The 14615-nt window shown below is 45.8% G+C and carries 14 protein-coding genes; 8 read left to right on the forward strand and 6 right to left on the reverse strand.

Annotated features, from left to right (window positions below; translation table 11 throughout):
- Positions 1 to 9 precede the first annotated feature (9 nt).
- The 6 genes from CLOSA_RS14610 to CLOSA_RS14635 are packed head-to-tail and all read left to right on the forward strand — an operon-like array spanning position 10 to position 5731.
- The gene (locus tag CLOSA_RS14610; RefSeq protein WP_013273534.1) at positions 10 to 1158 is read left to right on the forward strand and encodes a LegC family aminotransferase; all 1149 of its coding nucleotides are present in this window, start codon (positions 10 to 12) and stop codon (positions 1156 to 1158) included.
- Between the two features lie 21 nt (positions 1159 to 1179).
- Entirely contained in the window at positions 1180 to 2226 is a 1047-nt protein-coding gene (locus CLOSA_RS14615; RefSeq protein WP_013273535.1) for a nucleotidyltransferase family protein, read from the forward strand.
- The gene (locus tag CLOSA_RS14620; RefSeq protein ID WP_013273536.1) at positions 2223 to 2870 is read left to right on the forward strand and encodes an acetyltransferase; all 648 of its coding nucleotides are present in this window, start codon (positions 2223 to 2225) and stop codon (positions 2868 to 2870) included. The genes CLOSA_RS14615 and CLOSA_RS14620 overlap by 4 nt, the downstream gene beginning before the upstream one ends.
- Positions 2863 to 3858: an N-acetylneuraminate synthase gene (gene neuB / locus CLOSA_RS14625; protein ID WP_013273537.1), complete on the forward strand. Its 996-nt coding sequence runs from the start codon at positions 2863 to 2865 to the stop codon at positions 3856 to 3858. Before CLOSA_RS14620 ends, neuB begins: the two co-directional genes overlap by 8 nt.
- A complete protein-coding gene (neuC, locus tag CLOSA_RS14630; protein ID WP_013273538.1) occupies positions 3855 to 5018 on the forward strand; it encodes a UDP-N-acetylglucosamine 2-epimerase in 1164 nt (387 codons plus the stop codon). Before neuB ends, neuC begins: the two co-directional genes overlap by 4 nt.
- The gene (locus CLOSA_RS14635; RefSeq protein WP_013273539.1) at positions 5018 to 5731 is read left to right on the forward strand and encodes an acylneuraminate cytidylyltransferase family protein; all 714 of its coding nucleotides are present in this window, start codon (positions 5018 to 5020) and stop codon (positions 5729 to 5731) included. The genes neuC and CLOSA_RS14635 overlap by 1 nt, the downstream gene beginning before the upstream one ends.
- Positions 5732 to 5741: 10 nt before the next feature.
- Here the strand turns inward: CLOSA_RS14635 and CLOSA_RS14640 are convergent, their stop codons facing one another.
- A complete protein-coding gene (locus tag CLOSA_RS14640) occupies positions 5742 to 6884 on the reverse strand; it encodes a M20/M25/M40 family metallo-hydrolase (protein WP_013273540.1) in 1143 nt (380 codons plus the stop codon).
- A 182-nt stretch (positions 6885 to 7066) separates the two neighbouring features.
- Positions 7067 to 7999, reverse strand: coding sequence for a cysteine synthase A (gene cysK / locus CLOSA_RS14645; protein ID WP_013273541.1), 933 nt, complete (start codon positions 7997 to 7999; stop codon positions 7067 to 7069).
- Between the two features lie 473 nt (positions 8000 to 8472).
- On the opposite strand from cysK, the gene rbr reads away from it, so the two are divergent.
- Entirely contained in the window at positions 8473 to 9066 is a 594-nt protein-coding gene (rbr, locus tag CLOSA_RS14650; RefSeq protein WP_013273542.1) for a rubrerythrin, read from the forward strand.
- A 124-nt stretch (positions 9067 to 9190) separates the two neighbouring features.
- On the opposite strand, the gene CLOSA_RS14655 is transcribed toward rbr, so the two are convergent.
- Positions 9191 to 10375 carry a MalY/PatB family protein gene (locus CLOSA_RS14655; RefSeq protein WP_013273543.1) on the reverse strand — a complete coding sequence of 395 codons (1185 nt, stop codon included), beginning with the start codon at positions 10373 to 10375 and terminating at the stop codon, positions 9191 to 9193.
- Positions 10368 to 11522 (reverse strand): trans-sulfuration enzyme family protein, encoded by a 1155-nt coding sequence (locus CLOSA_RS14660; RefSeq protein WP_013273544.1) that lies wholly within the window; start codon positions 11520 to 11522, stop codon positions 10368 to 10370. The genes CLOSA_RS14655 and CLOSA_RS14660 overlap by 8 nt, the downstream gene beginning before the upstream one ends.
- Positions 11523 to 11733: 211 nt before the next feature.
- Between CLOSA_RS14660 and CLOSA_RS14665 the strand changes: the two genes are divergently transcribed.
- Positions 11734 to 12165: an RrF2 family transcriptional regulator gene (locus CLOSA_RS14665; protein ID WP_013273545.1), complete on the forward strand. Its 432-nt coding sequence runs from the start codon at positions 11734 to 11736 to the stop codon at positions 12163 to 12165.
- A gap of 4 nt (positions 12166 to 12169) precedes the next feature.
- Here the strand turns inward: CLOSA_RS14665 and CLOSA_RS14670 are convergent, their stop codons facing one another.
- The gene (locus tag CLOSA_RS14670) at positions 12170 to 13078 is read right to left on the reverse strand and encodes a LysR family transcriptional regulator (protein WP_013273546.1); all 909 of its coding nucleotides are present in this window, start codon (positions 13076 to 13078) and stop codon (positions 12170 to 12172) included.
- 85 nt (positions 13079 to 13163) lie between these two features.
- Positions 13164 to 14471 (reverse strand): O-acetylhomoserine aminocarboxypropyltransferase/cysteine synthase family protein, encoded by a 1308-nt coding sequence (locus tag CLOSA_RS14675; RefSeq protein ID WP_013273547.1) that lies wholly within the window; start codon positions 14469 to 14471, stop codon positions 13164 to 13166.
- Positions 14472 to 14615: the final 144 nt, after the last annotated feature.

Below are 14615 nucleotides of genomic sequence, written 5' to 3' on the forward strand. Positions count from 1 at the left end.
AGGACCAATATGATACCTTTATCTGTTCCCAACCTAATGGGGAACGAAAAACAATATATCTTAGATGCACTGGACAGCGGCTGGATATCAACCGCAGGAAGCTATGTGGCTAGGTTTGAGAAGGACCTGGCTTCTTATTTAGGGACAGCCGGCGGGGCGGCCGTTCAAAGCGGAACTGCCGCAATCCATTTAGCCCTGCTCTTATCCGGTGTAAAACCCGGGCAGGAAGTAATTGTTCCCACCCTTACCTTTATAGCTTCCGTCAATCCGGTGTCCTACATAGGCGCTGTCCCCGTTTTTATGGATTGTGACGATTCCATGAACATGGACTGTGACAAGCTGGAGGACTTTTTAAAAAGAGAATGTACCAAGACCCTTTCCGGTCCGGTAAACAAGCGAACCGGCCGGCTCATTCAGGCGGTTGTCATTGTCCATATTTTCGGCAATATGGCAGATATGGAACGGCTGAAAGCAATGTCGGAAGAATACGGATTCCATTTGATCGAAGATGCGGCGGAAGCACTGGGAACCTGTTACAATCAGGGAAAATACCAGGGAAAGTTTGCCGGGACCATAGGGGATTTCGGTGCCTATTCCTTTAACGGCAACAAGATCATCACCACAGGGGGTGGAGGGATGCTGACGGCAAAGGAGGGAAGCACCTTAGAAAAGGCCAGGTACCTTGCTTCCCAGGCAAAGGATGATCCCGTCTTCTATACCCATAAGGAAGTGGGCTATAATTACCGTATGACAAACTTACAGGCTGCCATGGGCGTAGCCCAGCTGGAGTGTCTGGAAGAATTTATCCGGATCAAGGAAAAAAATTTTGAATACTACAACAATGCCATACAATCTATGGAAAACTTTGAACTGGTTCCCTTTAACCGAAAAGCACGGAATAACCGGTGGTTTTATTCCCTGTTTTTGAAAAACAGCGCATTGGACCGGAATGACGTTATGAAACAGCTTAGAGATAAAGCCATTGAAACAAGGCCCATCTGGCAGCTTATTCATACCCAGAAGATGTATGAGGGCTGCCAGACCTATTTCATAGAAAAGGCCCCTTTCTACTGGAGCCGGATCATTAATATCCCCTGCAGCACCGGACTTTTAAGAAAGGATATGGATTATATTATAGAAGCATTAGACTGCATCTAGCAGACGGAAGGATGGATAGGAATGGAAGTTGGTAAATTTATCATCACACCGGATTGTTCCATTCGGGAGGCGATCAGACAACTGGACCAGACTGCGAAAAAAATACTTGTAGTTGAGGAAGATCATAAGCTGGCCGGTGTTCTCACAGATGGGGATATCAGGCGGTGGATATTAAAAAACAAAGATATTTCCATGCCTGTCCGCCTGATCATGAACACCTCTCCGATTGTTATAAAAAAGGAAAAAAGCCATCTGGCCCTGGAGATCATGAGAGAAAAGCAAATCGAAGGACTGCCCCTGGTAAATGACAACAACCAGGTTACTGATATTCTGTTTTGGAATGAGCTAAGCAGTCATGATCCGGAATGTCCCAAACCGACTGCCACACCGGTAGTGATCATGGCGGGAGGCAAAGGCTCCCGGCTATACCCATACACAAAAATCATTCCAAAACCCCTGATCCCCATTGGGGACACTCCCATTGTGGAGCGGATCATGAATCAGATGATGGAGTACGGGTTCCATGAATTTTATCTCACCATCAATTATAAAAAAGAGCTGATAAAAGCCTATTTTAATGATGATCATGGTTATCATCTCCACCTGATCGAAGAGGATGAACCCCTGGGAACAGCCGGTTCCTTACAACTGGCAAAAAAAGTGTTAACGGGAAGCTTTCTTGTAAGCAACTGCGACATTTTGGTAGATGTCAATTACACCAAGCTCCTCATGCACCACAAGGCTCATAAAAACAAAATCACTCTAGTCACAGCCATGAAAAGCTATGAGATCCCTTACGGGGTTGTCAACCTGGGGGAAAACGGAAGCATTGACGCCTTAATGGAAAAACCCAGATATGAGCTTCTGGTAAGCACCGGGCTTTACGTGCTGGAGGAAGAAATATTAAAATACATTCCTTCGGACCAGTATTTTGATATGACAGACCTGATCCGTAAATGCTTGAAACATGGGGAACAGGTAGGCGCCTATCCGGTCATGGACAGCGCCTGGCTTGACATGGGGGAATTCAGTGAAATGAAAAAAATGGCGGAGAGAATGAAATTATGAAAGAGGATCTGATCCTCATCGGCGGAGGCGGCCATGGGGAAAGCATCATAGATACGATCCGGGGACAGGATAAATACGGTATTGCAGGTATTATAGATTCCTTCAAAAAGGTAGGCTCAGAGGTGCAGGGCGTAAAGGTAATTGGAAGGGATGAAGATCTGACGGCCTGTTTTACCCGCGGGATCCGTCATGCGGTAATCGCTGTCGGTAGTGTGGGAAATCCCGGCCCTAGGCGGAAGCTGTACCGGCTATGCAAGGACATCGGCTACGAATTCCCCAACATTATTGATAAAAGCTCCGTCCTTTCTCAAACTCTTATCATGGGGGAAGGCAATTTCATCGGCAAAGGGGTCCTTATCAATACCGGCGTTACCTTAGGAAATGGTACCATCATCAATACGGGAGCCATTCTGGAACATGGCTGCCGGATCGAAGACTTTGTTCACATTGCCCCCGGAAGCGTCTTATGCGGAAATGTCCAGGTCAAAGCCAATGCCCATATTGGCGCCCATTCCACCATCCTGCAGGGCGTTACGATTGGAAGTGATACTATGATCGGTGCAGGAAGCCTGGTAATCAAAAACATATCATCAAAAACGCTGGCCTATGGAAGTCCGGCAAAGGAGGTAGGTTTCCGTGAGTAAAATCATGATAATCGCCGAAGCAGGGGTAAACCACAACGGCGACATAACAATAGCCAAACAATTGATTGATGCTGCAAGCGTTACAGGTGCAGATGCCATCAAGTTCCAGACCTTTAAGACGGATCTTCTTGTGGTCCCTGCTTCAGGAAAGGCGGAATATCAGATAAAAAATACCGGCGGGGCCATGTCCCAGTATGAAATGTTAAAAAATCTGGAATTATCCTGGCAGGCATTTGAAGAGCTGTATCATTACTGTGCCTTACGGCATATAAAATTCCTCTCCTCTCCCTTTGATGAGGAAAGCATTCTGTTCCTTGACCGCCTTGGCGTTGATCCTATAAAAATTCCCTCCGGAGAGATTACAAACTATGGATATTTAAAAAAAACAGCCTCCTTAAAAAAGCAGGTCCTGTTGTCAACCGGAATGTCCACGGAGGCTGAAATCGGGGAAGCGTTAGAAATTCTGGAAGAAAGCGGAAAGGAAATCATACTGCTCCATTGTTCCAGCGCTTACCCCACCATGATGGAGGATGTGAATCTGAATGCCATGGCCACCTTAAAAGACAGATTTCACAAACAGGTTGGATATTCCGACCATACTCCGGGGATTGAAGTCCCCATTGCCGCTGCAGCCCTTGGTGCCTGCGTTATAGAAAAGCATATGACCCTGGATAAAACCATGCCCGGTCCGGATCACAAAGCCAGTCTGGAGCCGGATGAATTCAAGCATATGGCAGACAGCATCCGGAACATTGAACAGGCTCTTGGAGACGGAGTAAAAAGGCCAACACTGGCGGAGCTAAAGAACAGAGATTATGTAAGGAAATATCTGGTAGCCGCCAGGGAGATCAGAAAGGGAGAAGCCTTTACCCTTCATAACCTGTGTGCCAAACGCTGCGGGTATGGGATCTCTCCCATGGAGCTCCACAGCCTGTTGGGAAAGACCGCGGATAGAAACTATCAAAAGGATGAAAGGATTGTCCTATGATCAAATTGTGCGCAGTAACCGGAAACAGGGCAGAATACGGATTATTAAAGCCGGTAATGGAACGGGCCGTACTAGATCCTGATTTTATGTTGCAGGTAATTGCTACCGGAAGCCATCTGGATACAAGATACGGGAATGGATGGGAGGATATTGAAAACAGCGGCATAACTATCGATGAGAAAATTGAGATGAACCTGGCATCTGACACATCCCTTGGCATCTGCAAATCCATGGGCCTGGAAATGATCAGCATATCCGAAGCCTACCATCGGTTAAAACCGGATATGGTCCTGCTTCTTGGAGACCGGTATGAAACCTTTACCGCTGCAACCGCTGCTGTTATCTGCAAAATTCCCATAGCCCATATTCACGGAGGAGAAATCACAAAGGGGGCATACGATGACTGTATGAGGCATGCCATCACCAAGATGAGCCATCTTCACTTCACCAGCACAAAAGAATACAGGAGACGGGTCATTCAGTTAGGGGAAGCTCCTGATAGGGTCCATTGGGTAGGTGCCCTTGGGATCGAAAACATAAAGACCATTAAGCTGCTGACCAGACAGGAATTAGAGACAGCATTGCAAATTCCACTGGACCCGCCATTAGCCCTGATTACCTTTCATCCAGCCACTCTGGATCATGACAGCGCCACGGCCCAGTTTCAGCCATTGGAAGAAGCCCTTTTCCAATTTCCAGACCTGTTTACGGTCTTTACAAGAAGCAATTCCGATACTGGGGGAAACAGCATCAATCAAATGATCGATGCTTATGTAAAGGAACATCCGGATAAATCCGCAGTATTCCCTTCCCTGGGAGTCCGGTGCTATTTAAGCCTGATGAAGTGCTGCCAGGCCGTGATCGGAAACTCCTCCAGCGGGATCATGGAGGCGCCCTTCCTTAAAATCCCCTCCGTAAACATCGGAACCCGGCAGGAGGGACGGATAAAACCTTCCTCTGTCATAAGCTGCGGTTCTTCTGTAAATGAGATTGCTGCGGCTGTTCAAAAAGCGCTGAACTATTCTATTCATCAGGAAGATGGCCCAAACCCCTACCTGGGCCAGGATACCAGCAAACAGATTCTTTCAGTGATAAAGCAGGAATTTGATAAGGGAATTCAACTGGAAAAAAATTTTTATGATGTGGAATGGAGGCTGTAATGTATAAAAATAAGACTTTTTTAGCGATCATACCTGCCCGAAGCGGTTCCAAGGGAGTTAAGGATAAAAATATCAAAGAAATCAACCGTAAGCCGCTTATGGCATATACAATAGAAGCCTGCAAGAACTCCGGAATATTCGATGAGATCCTGGTTTCCACAGACTCAGTCAGATACGCAAGGATCGCAGAAGGTTTCGGAGCCAGTGTTCCCTTTCTGCGCCCTGAGAAGCTGGCATCTGACCAGGCTTCCTCAAATGATGTCATTCTCCACGCCTTAGATGAAATGATGTGCATAGGAAAAACCTTTGACTGCTTCATGCTTTTGCAGCCTACCTCACCTCTCAGAAATGAGATTCACATAATAGAAAGCGCTGATCTCCTGATAAAGCATAAGGCCGATTCCGTTATCAGCGTCTGCAAGTCAGATCCCACCTCTTACTTAACCGTCCAGCTTACGGATGAGGGGACCGTGAGGGTCCCATTCCTAAATAAAAAACAGGTCAGAAGACAGGATATCCAGCCCGAATACCGCATCAACGGGGCTATTTATCTGGCTCTGACCAGTTATTATATCAATCATAAAAGCTTTTATGAGGGAAGAACCCTGCCTTACTTTATGAGTGCCTTTGATTCGGTTGATATTGACAATGATTTTCAGCTAAAAATAGCGGAACTGCTTTTGCTTGACAAATATTCCTCAACCAGGGCTTAAAAATGGTCCGTCAATTTTTATCGGTGATCAGGCCCAAAGCAAGAAGTGCACTTTTTTCAAGTTCTTCCACGGTTGTAAATTCATTTGGCGTATGAACTTCATTCATTCCGCAGGCCACCACGATCCCCCGGATCCCGTTGCGGACGAAGTGGTTGTTATCGCTGCCGCCCAGGGTATACTGAGTGGAGCCTTTTAAGCCCAGGGATAAGCATACCCGCTTAAACCGTTCCACCACCTCTTCGCTTCCGCCTATTTCATAGGCTTCGATCTGCTTTTCCACAGCGGTTTCCAGGCTTCCCCCGAATTCTGCCGCCGTTTGTTCAAATACGGCTTTCAGCTTATCCCATTCCTCCAGCGCCCTGTGATTCTTTAAACTCCGGATCTCACCTAACACAACGCACTCGCCGGATACAATGTTGGTCTGCTTTCCGCCGGCTATTTTTCCGATGTTCACGGTGGTATCTTCATCCACCCACCCTTGCTTAAGCCGGGAAACAGCATGGGCTGTGAGCTCAATGGCATTGATCCCAAGCTGGGGGCAAAAGCCTGCATGGGCATTTTTCCCCTTTACCTTGATTTCAAAGGAAAGAAGGGTGGGCGCTGCTGTTGCCGCCAGGCCGGTCTCCCCGCTTAAGTCGAATACATAGGCCTGTTTTGATTTTATCCTGGAATAGTCAATAAGCTGGCTTCCTTTTCCGTAATTCTCTTCCGCTACAGGAAACAGGACTTCAATATCGGGATGGGGCAGGCTGTTTTCCTTTGCCGCCCGGACAGCCTCCAATATGGCGGCGATCCCGGAAAGGTCATCGGCTCCAAGGACAGTATTACCTTCCGAAGTGATCCTTCCCTGCTCATCCTCCACCGCTCTCTTTACCTTACCAGGCTTTACCGTATCCATATGGGCCGAAAGCAATATTGGTGCGGAATTTAAGGTTCCCTTTAGAAAGCCGTAAAGATTTCCCGTAGGCGCCCCGGTTCCATATTCCGGCAACTTTTCTTTCAGCCGGTAACCGGCATCATCCTCCCACACTTCAAATCCAAGCTGCTTTAATTCTCCTGTCAGATAGTCTGCAATTTCCCGTTCCTGATAGGTTTCTGAATCAAATTCCACCATTTTTTTAAATTGGCCAACAAGCCTGCTTCTATGAATCATACGGTCACCTGCTCTTTTCCTATGAGTTTGTTTTTATCCTAATTATACACGAACTCCCAGCCGTATGCACTATTTTCTCTGCTGTGGATGACGACATTAATCCGATGGCTTTAAAAAGGTCCGGGGATCTGTCTCCGAGAGCAACGCCAAGGACAGGCATGCTAGACTCTGGCTCATTACCTTCACGAGAATAAGGGGGTGGACAGATATCGGTCACCGGAGTCCGGCAACAGGACCACAATGGTCTTTCCCTTGTTTTCCGGTCTCTCTGCCAGAAGCTTTGCAGCCTTCAGTGCAGCTCCTGAGGAGATTCCTACCAGAATACCTTCTGATACTGCAAATGCCTTTCCTTCCTTAAATGCGTCCTCGTTTTCAACTGTAATAATTTCATCGTAAATTCCCGTATCCAGCACTTCCGGGACAAAGCCTGCACCGATTCCCTGGATCTTGTGAGGACCTGGCTTGCCTCCGGAAAGCACCGGGCTGCTTGCCGGTTCCACGGCTACGATTTTGACCTCCGGTTTCTTTTCTTTTAAATATTCTCCCACACCTGTGATGGTTCCGCCTGTACCGACGCCGGCAACAAAAATATCCACAGCCCCGTCTGTCTGTTCCCAGATCTCCGGGCCGGTAGTTTCCTTGTGTACTTTAGGATTTGCCGGGTTTACAAACTGTCCCAGGATGATGGAACCAGGTATGCTGGCTTTCAGCTCCTCTGCTTTCTCAATGGCACCCTTCATGCCCTTTGCACCTTCCGTCAGCTCCAGCTCTGCGCCGTAGGCTTTTAATAAGTTTCTCCGTTCCACACTCATGGTGTCAGGAAGTGTCAGAATGGTTCTGTAGCCTTTGGCTGCCGCTACTGCAGCCAGACCGATTCCCGTGTTACCTGATGTTGGTTCAATGATGGTCGCCCCGGGTTTTAAAACTCCTTTTTCCTCTGCATCCCGGATCATAGCAAGGGCAATCCTGTCTTTTACGGAACCTGCCGGATTTAAGTATTCCAGCTTAGCCAAAAGTGTAGCGCCTTCGATCCCTTCCTTTGCACTGTATCGGTTTAATTTAAGGATCGGGGTTCCACCAATAAGCTCCACTGCACTTTCTTTCATTGTACCCATATTCTTTACCTCCGTTTTTATATGATATTTATTAGTTTGATTGATATAAAAATAGCAGCCGCCAATTACGGCACCTGCTCTTTTGTTCCACTTGTAATAGGAAAGCTTCTCCTATACTAAGCTGCCAGGTATCATAATAAGCATTACAACAAAACTGTATCCATTTTCATACAGACTGTCTGACAACAACATCCATTATTTAAAAATTCATAATGATTTATTCCCTTATTTATTTTCATAGGATCATCTCTTTTCATTGCATATATGTTTAATAGGTTTATATGTTATAATTATATTAATCCATCAGCAGAAATGTGTCAATACCTTTTTGCAATATTTTAAATTCTTTCCTTCCCCGGCAACTGCATTCCAAAGCTACCTGGCTGCCTTTTGTTCGATTTATTCTAGTTTTTTCTGATATAACAGGATAAATCTGGCAATACTAATGGAAAACAAAATTAGGAGGATGTACAATGGTTACACTGAAAGACAGCATGACAAAAGAAAATCTTTTAAAAGCCTTTGCTGGAGAATGCCAGGCCTGGCGGCGTTACGAATTTGCCGCATCCCAGTCTAAAAACCAGAATCTTCAGGTTTTATACTGGCTTTTCCATTATACCGGAAGCCAGGAAAAGGAGCACGCAGAAATATTTTATAACCATTTAAGAGAATTCCACGGACAGGAAATCTCCATAAGTGCCGATTATCCTATTGACAATTCCAATAACATACTGGAGCTTCTGCAGCTTTCCGCCAAGCATGAAGCGGCCGAGCATGATACGATTTACAAATCCTTCGGTGACATCGCAAAGGAGGAGGGTTTTTCCCATATCGCGAATTCCTTTTATATGATTGCCGAGATTGAACAGATACACAGCCAGCGGTTTGCCCAATACGCACAGCTGGTTCAGAATAACAAGCTGTTTGAAAACGAAACACCTACAGAATATATCTGCTTAAACTGCGGCCACGTCCACAAGGGCAACAAGGCTCCGCAAGTCTGTCCGGTCTGCAGTCATAACCAGGGATTCTTTGTCCGCCGGGATGACTCACCCTTTGGAAAATAAAAAGGATCTAACAATAAGGAAAAACGCAAAAAAGCCTGCAAAACATAATGTTTATGCAGGTTTTTGCGTTTTTTAATAGATCCGGCTTAAATGACAAAGGATGAAAGAAATTCCCACAAATCCGTTACAGCTCTTTTACGGCCCGCTCCAGGCTTTCCATCGCCTGCTTCAGCAGAGACCGGGGACATGCGGGATTGATCCTTTCGAATCCTTCTCCTGCAGAACCGAACATGGCACCGCTGTCCAGCCAAAGCCCAGCCTTCTTTATGATCAGGTCTTCTCTTTCCTCCTCCGTAAGATCCAGCTCTCTGAAATCCAGCCATACCAGATAGGTCCCTTCCGGTTCTATGAGCCTGATCCCGGGTATTTTTTCCTTTAAAAAATCCCGTACATAGGAAATGTTTGCTCTTAAGTATTCCATAAGCTGATTATGCCAATCTCCTCCATAGCGGTACGCCGCTTCACATGCGGTCAGGCCCAGGGTGTTAAGCTGGCTGTATCCGGCCGCTCCCATCTGTCTGCGAAATCTCCGCCTTAGCTTCTGATCGGCAATAAAGATATTGGAAATCTGCAGGCCCGCCAGGTTAAAGGTCTTACTGGGCGAGGTGCAGGTAATGGTCCTTTTTCTCAGTTCTTCGCTTAAGTCTGCAAAAACCTGGTGTTTTCCCTCAAAGACAAAATCCTGGTGAATTTCGTCACTGACCACTATGATGTTTCTTCGAATGCAGATCTCTCCTAACCGTTCCAGTTCTTCCCTGGTCCAGACCCTCCCTACCGGATTATGGGGATTGCATAATAAAAATAATTTAACCTGGAATTGCTCTGCTTTTCTTTCAAGGTCTTCAAAATCCATATGGTACCTGCCGTCTTCTCCAAGATACAGGGGATTGTCCACAAGGATTCTGTCATTCTCTTCAATGACTTCGCTGAAGGGATAATACACTGGCTTCTGGATCATGATCCCTTCCCCGGGATCTGTAAACGCCTGGACTGCCATAGCTAAGGCAAATACCACCCCAGGTGTTTTGACCAGCCAACTGCTTTCTACATTCCAGTTATGTCTTTTTTTCATCCAGTCCTGAACTGCTTCAAAATAGTCATCCTGGACCTCACTGTAGCCGAAAATCCCATGCTCCACTCTCTCATGAAGAGCTTCCAGGATTTTTCCGCATACCTTAAAATCCATATCCGCCACCCACAGGGGAAGGAGGTTTTCCGGCTTTCCACTCTGCAGGGCAAAATCATACTTAATGCTGTTTGTATTGTTACGGTCAATTATCTTGTCAAAATCAATGGTTTCCTTACACATAAAATATCCGCTCCAATTCCTCTATCAAATCTTCTGTATCTTCAATTCCCACGGACAGCCTTAAAATTCTGTCAGTGACACCGTTGGCGGCCAGAATCTCCCTGGGTACATCGGCATGGGTCTGGGTAATGGGATAAGTGACCAGGGTTTCCACACCGCCCAGGCTTTCCGCAAAGTGAATGAGCTTTACATCCTTTAGGATCCGGTGGGCCAGTTCTTTTGTCTCCACTTCAAAGGTGACCATGCATCCAAATCCCCTTGCCTGCTTTTTGCAGACCTCATGGCCGGGATGGTCTGGGATTCCAGGATAATACACCTTTGTCACCTTCTTTTCCCGACGCAGCCATTCAACCATCCTTCTGGCATTTACCTCTCCCCGTTCCATGCGGATAGCAAGGGTTTTGATTCCTCTTAACAGGAGCCAGCTGTCAAATGGAGCCAGACCGGAACCCACTGTCTTTATGATAAATCTCAGCCTCCCGGCTATCTCTGCTGAAGAAGTGACCAGAAAGCCTGCCATGGTATCGTTATGACCGCCTAAGTATTTGGTTCCGCTGTGAACCACAAGATCAGCCCCAAGTGTTAAGGGGTTCTGGAAATAGGGAGATAAAAACGTATTGTCAACGATCAATAGCAGATGGTTCTTCTTCGCTATTTCTGCCAGTTTTTCAATGTCTATGACATTCATCATGGGATTGGTGGGTGTCTCAATAAAGATGGCTTTCGTGTTCTCTCCCACCAGCTTTTCAAATTCCCTTAAATCCCCGGCGGAACAGTCCACAGAGCTGAACAAAATCCCGTTCTTTTTGCTGATATTATCGAAAAGGCGGATGCTTCCCCCATATAAATCACAGTCCGTAATGATATGATCTCCCGGCTGAAACAATTCCATCATAGCCGTGATCGCTGCCATTCCGCTGGAAAATGCAAGAGCATCCATTCCGTGTTCAAGGGAGGATACCACCTTTTCCAACTGCTCCCTGGTAGGATTCTGCAGACGGCTGTAATCATAACCGGTGCTTTCCCCGATTCCTTTGTGAGCAAAGGTAGCTGTCTGGTAAATAGGAAAGCTGATGGCCCCGGACTTGTCCGTAGAACTTCCTTCCCCATTGCCGTATAAACACTTTGTAGAAATTCCGTATTCCATAATTATTCCCCTCTTTCCCATGCATGGAATCATGCTTTTATTCTTTCCATAAGTATACCAATCGTATGGTGTCAACCGTTATTACTTAAAAACAATAGTCTGTTATAGCTTATTCCTATTGAATAAAGAACTTTTTTCCTGGGTTGAATACCTATTCAACCCATGGTAAAATAGGTATTGACATACTATATTGTTTATAAGGTGGTATCCTATGAAAATATCTACACGAGGCCGTTATTCCCTACGGATGATGATTGATTTAGCCGAGCATTATAACGATGAGTTCATTGCTTTAAAGGACATTTCCAAAAGGCAGAATATTTCAAAAAAATATCTGGAACAAATTGTTCCATTCCTAAACCGCAGCAACCTTCTCACTACCTACCGGGGTCACATGGGAGGGTACAAACTGGCAAGACATCCTTCCCAGATAACCATTGGAGATATATTGCTCAGTTCAGAGGGGAGCTTGAATCCTGTCAGCTGCATGGACAATGATCCCAGCATATGTGCCAGACAGGAGGATTGTCTGACTCTTCCCATCTGGCAGGGACTGTCTGAAGTCATTGCTGATTATTTAAACGGCATTACCTTACAGGACATTCTTGACAGGCGCCCGGATTCTCCTGAATACTATATTTAACTGGTCAGAGCACCTGTTTTTCGTATTTTTTCAGCTCCGTAATATATTTTTCACCCAGAATACTTAAGGGCATTTTCTTCTTTTTTATATAGCCGATCCTCATCTTGTCATGGGTATTAAGAGGAATTGCCCTGTATTCATTTCCGTTTAAATCTTCACAAATGATCCCGGAGCAAAGGGTATAGCCGTTTAATCCCACCATAAGGTTTAATAGGGTGGCCCTGTCATCCGCTTTTATGATCTGCTTATATTCATAAGTGCTGAACACTTCCTCCGCCAGGTAAAAGGAATTGTTGTTTCCCTGTTCAAAGGACAGGCAGGGATATATCTTTAAATCATCAAATTCAATCAGTTCCTTTTCTGCCAGGGGATTGCCCTTCCACAAAAATACGTAGATCCCGCACTGGAATAAGTCCACAAATTCCAGTTCCTTATCATAGAGGATCTTTTCTAAGGCTTTCTGGTTAAAATCATTTAAATACAGAATTCCCAATTCGCTTTTCTGGTTTCTCACATTTTCAATCACTTCATAGGTTTTGGTTTCATGGACAGCAAATTCATAATCATCCATCCCAAATTCCTTTGCCATATGAATAAAGGCCTGGACTGCAAAGGTATAATGCTGCATGGATACACTGAATTTCTTCTTAAATTTTTCCCGCTTTACGAACCGTTCCTCCAACTGGCGGTATTGCTCCAGCATCTGTCTGGCATAGCCGAGAAATTCCTCTCCTTCCGGCGTGATCACGATTCCCCGGTTGGAGCGCAAAAAAAGCTTCATTCCGATTTCTTCTTCCAGATCCCGGATGGTGCTTGATAAGCTGGGCTGGGTGATAAACAGCTCAGCAGCTGCCTTGTTCATGGATTTTCGATTTGAAATGCATATGGCATAACGCAGTTGCTGTAATGTCATGATCTCTCCTTTCCTCATACCTGGCGCTCAAAGAGCTGCCATAGAAGCTATGGCAGCCTGTTTTAAATCCTGTTAAGCTTAAGTGTTACTGAACTGCCTGAAATGCTTCCTCTAAATCTTCTATCATATCAGCCGCATGTTCGGTTCCTATGGATAACCGGATGGTGTTGGGCTTTATTCCTGATTGCTCCAGTTCTTCTTCCGTCATCTGGGAATGAGTCGTGGAGGCTGGATGGATAACCAGGGATTTTACATCTGCAACATTGGCCAACAGAGAAAACAATTCCAACTGGTCGATAAAATCCTTTGCCTTTCTGGCATCTCCCTTGATTTCAAAAGTAAATATAGAGCCCCCGCCATTTGGGAAATATTTGGCGTATAATTCTCGCTGCTCCGTCTCTTCTGAAACAGAGGGATGGTGCACCTTCTCCACCTGGGGATGGTTCTTTAAATACTGAACCACCTTCTGCGCATTTTCCACGTGCCGCTCCACCCGGAGGGATAAGGTTTCTAAGCCCTGCAGGAAGAAAAACGCGTGGAAGGGAGATAATGCGGCTCCCGTATCACGAAGCAGGATGGCACGGATCTTGGTCACATAAGCAGCCGCTCCTACTGCCTTGGTAAAACTGATTCCATGATAGCTTGGATTTGGCTCTGTAAGGGTGGAGAATTTACCGGAAGCTTCCCAATCAAATTTTCCGCTGTCAACAATGACGCCTCCGATTGAGGTTCCATGGCCCCCGATAAATTTTGTGGCGGAATGAACCACAACATCCGCCCCAAATTCAATGGGTCTGACCAGATAAGGAGTCGCAAAGGTATTGTCCACAATTAACGGAATTTTATGTGCATGGGCGATGCCTGCCAGCTTTTCAATATCTACCACGTCAGAATTGGGATTGCCCAGAGTTTCAATGAATACCAGCTTTGTATTGTCCTGAATGGCCTTGTCAAAGGCTTCGTAATCAAAGGGATCCACAAAGGTAGTCTCTATGCCGTATTCCGGAAGAGTATGCTCCAGCAGGTTATAGGTGCCGCCATAAATATTCTTGGCCGCTACGATATGATCCCCGTTTCTTGCAATGTTTTCAATGGAATATGTAACTGCAGCCGCCCCGGATGCAACCGCAAGGGCTGCCGCTCCACCTTCCAAAGCAGCGATCCTGCGCTCAAAAACATCCTGGGTAGGGTTTGTCAGCCTTCCATAAATATTACCTGCATCCGAAAGATTGAACCTTGCCGCTGCGTGGTCACTGTTATGGAATACATAGGAAGAGGTCTGGTAAATCGGGACTGCTCTTGCATCGGTTACCGGATCTGCCTGTTCCTGCCCCACATGTAATTGTAATGTTTCAAATCTTAAATTCCTTTCTGTTCTTGTCTTCTTAGCCATATGAATTTCCTCCTGAATGTTATTGGATTATTTTCTTCGTCTTATCTTAGTTGGTATTATACCTTGTTTTACGGCTAAGTGTTAATAGATATTATTATGACCTGGTTATAGGCAAAACCTATAGCAAAACCATCCTGGTTTTCT

This window comes from [Clostridium] saccharolyticum WM1 (assembly GCF_000144625.1).
Lineage (GTDB): Bacteria > Bacillota > Clostridia > Lachnospirales > Lachnospiraceae > Lacrimispora > Lacrimispora saccharolytica.

Excerpts from the sequence above, each read along its gene's own strand:
- CLOSA_RS14610 (WP_013273534.1), top strand. The coding sequence starts at position 10 with ATGATACCTTTATCTGTTCCCAACCTAATGGGGAACGAAAAACAATAT.
- CLOSA_RS14615 (WP_013273535.1), top strand. The coding sequence starts at position 1,180 with ATGGAAGTTGGTAAATTTATCATCACACCGGATTGTTCCATTCGGGAG.
- CLOSA_RS14620 (WP_013273536.1), top strand. The coding sequence starts at position 2,223 with ATGAAAGAGGATCTGATCCTCATCGGCGGAGGCGGCCATGGGGAAAGC.
- neuC (WP_013273538.1), top strand. The coding sequence starts at position 3,855 with ATGATCAAATTGTGCGCAGTAACCGGAAACAGGGCAGAATACGGATTA.
- CLOSA_RS14635 (WP_013273539.1), top strand. The coding sequence starts at position 5,018 with ATGTATAAAAATAAGACTTTTTTAGCGATCATACCTGCCCGAAGCGGT.
- CLOSA_RS14640 (WP_013273540.1), bottom strand. The coding sequence starts at position 6,884 with ATGATTCATAGAAGCAGGCTTGTTGGCCAATTTAAAAAAATGGTGGAA.
- cysK (WP_013273541.1), bottom strand. The coding sequence starts at position 7,999 with ATGGGTACAATGAAAGAAAGTGCAGTGGAGCTTATTGGTGGAACCCCG.
- rbr (WP_013273542.1), top strand. The coding sequence starts at position 8,473 with ATGGTTACACTGAAAGACAGCATGACAAAAGAAAATCTTTTAAAAGCC.
- CLOSA_RS14655 (WP_013273543.1), bottom strand. The coding sequence starts at position 10,375 with ATGTGTAAGGAAACCATTGATTTTGACAAGATAATTGACCGTAACAAT.
- CLOSA_RS14660 (WP_013273544.1), bottom strand. The coding sequence starts at position 11,522 with ATGGAATACGGAATTTCTACAAAGTGTTTATACGGCAATGGGGAAGGA.
- CLOSA_RS14665 (WP_013273545.1), top strand. The coding sequence starts at position 11,734 with ATGAAAATATCTACACGAGGCCGTTATTCCCTACGGATGATGATTGAT.
- CLOSA_RS14670 (WP_013273546.1), bottom strand. The coding sequence starts at position 13,078 with ATGACATTACAGCAACTGCGTTATGCCATATGCATTTCAAATCGAAAA.
- CLOSA_RS14675 (WP_013273547.1), bottom strand. The coding sequence starts at position 14,471 with ATGGCTAAGAAGACAAGAACAGAAAGGAATTTAAGATTTGAAACATTA.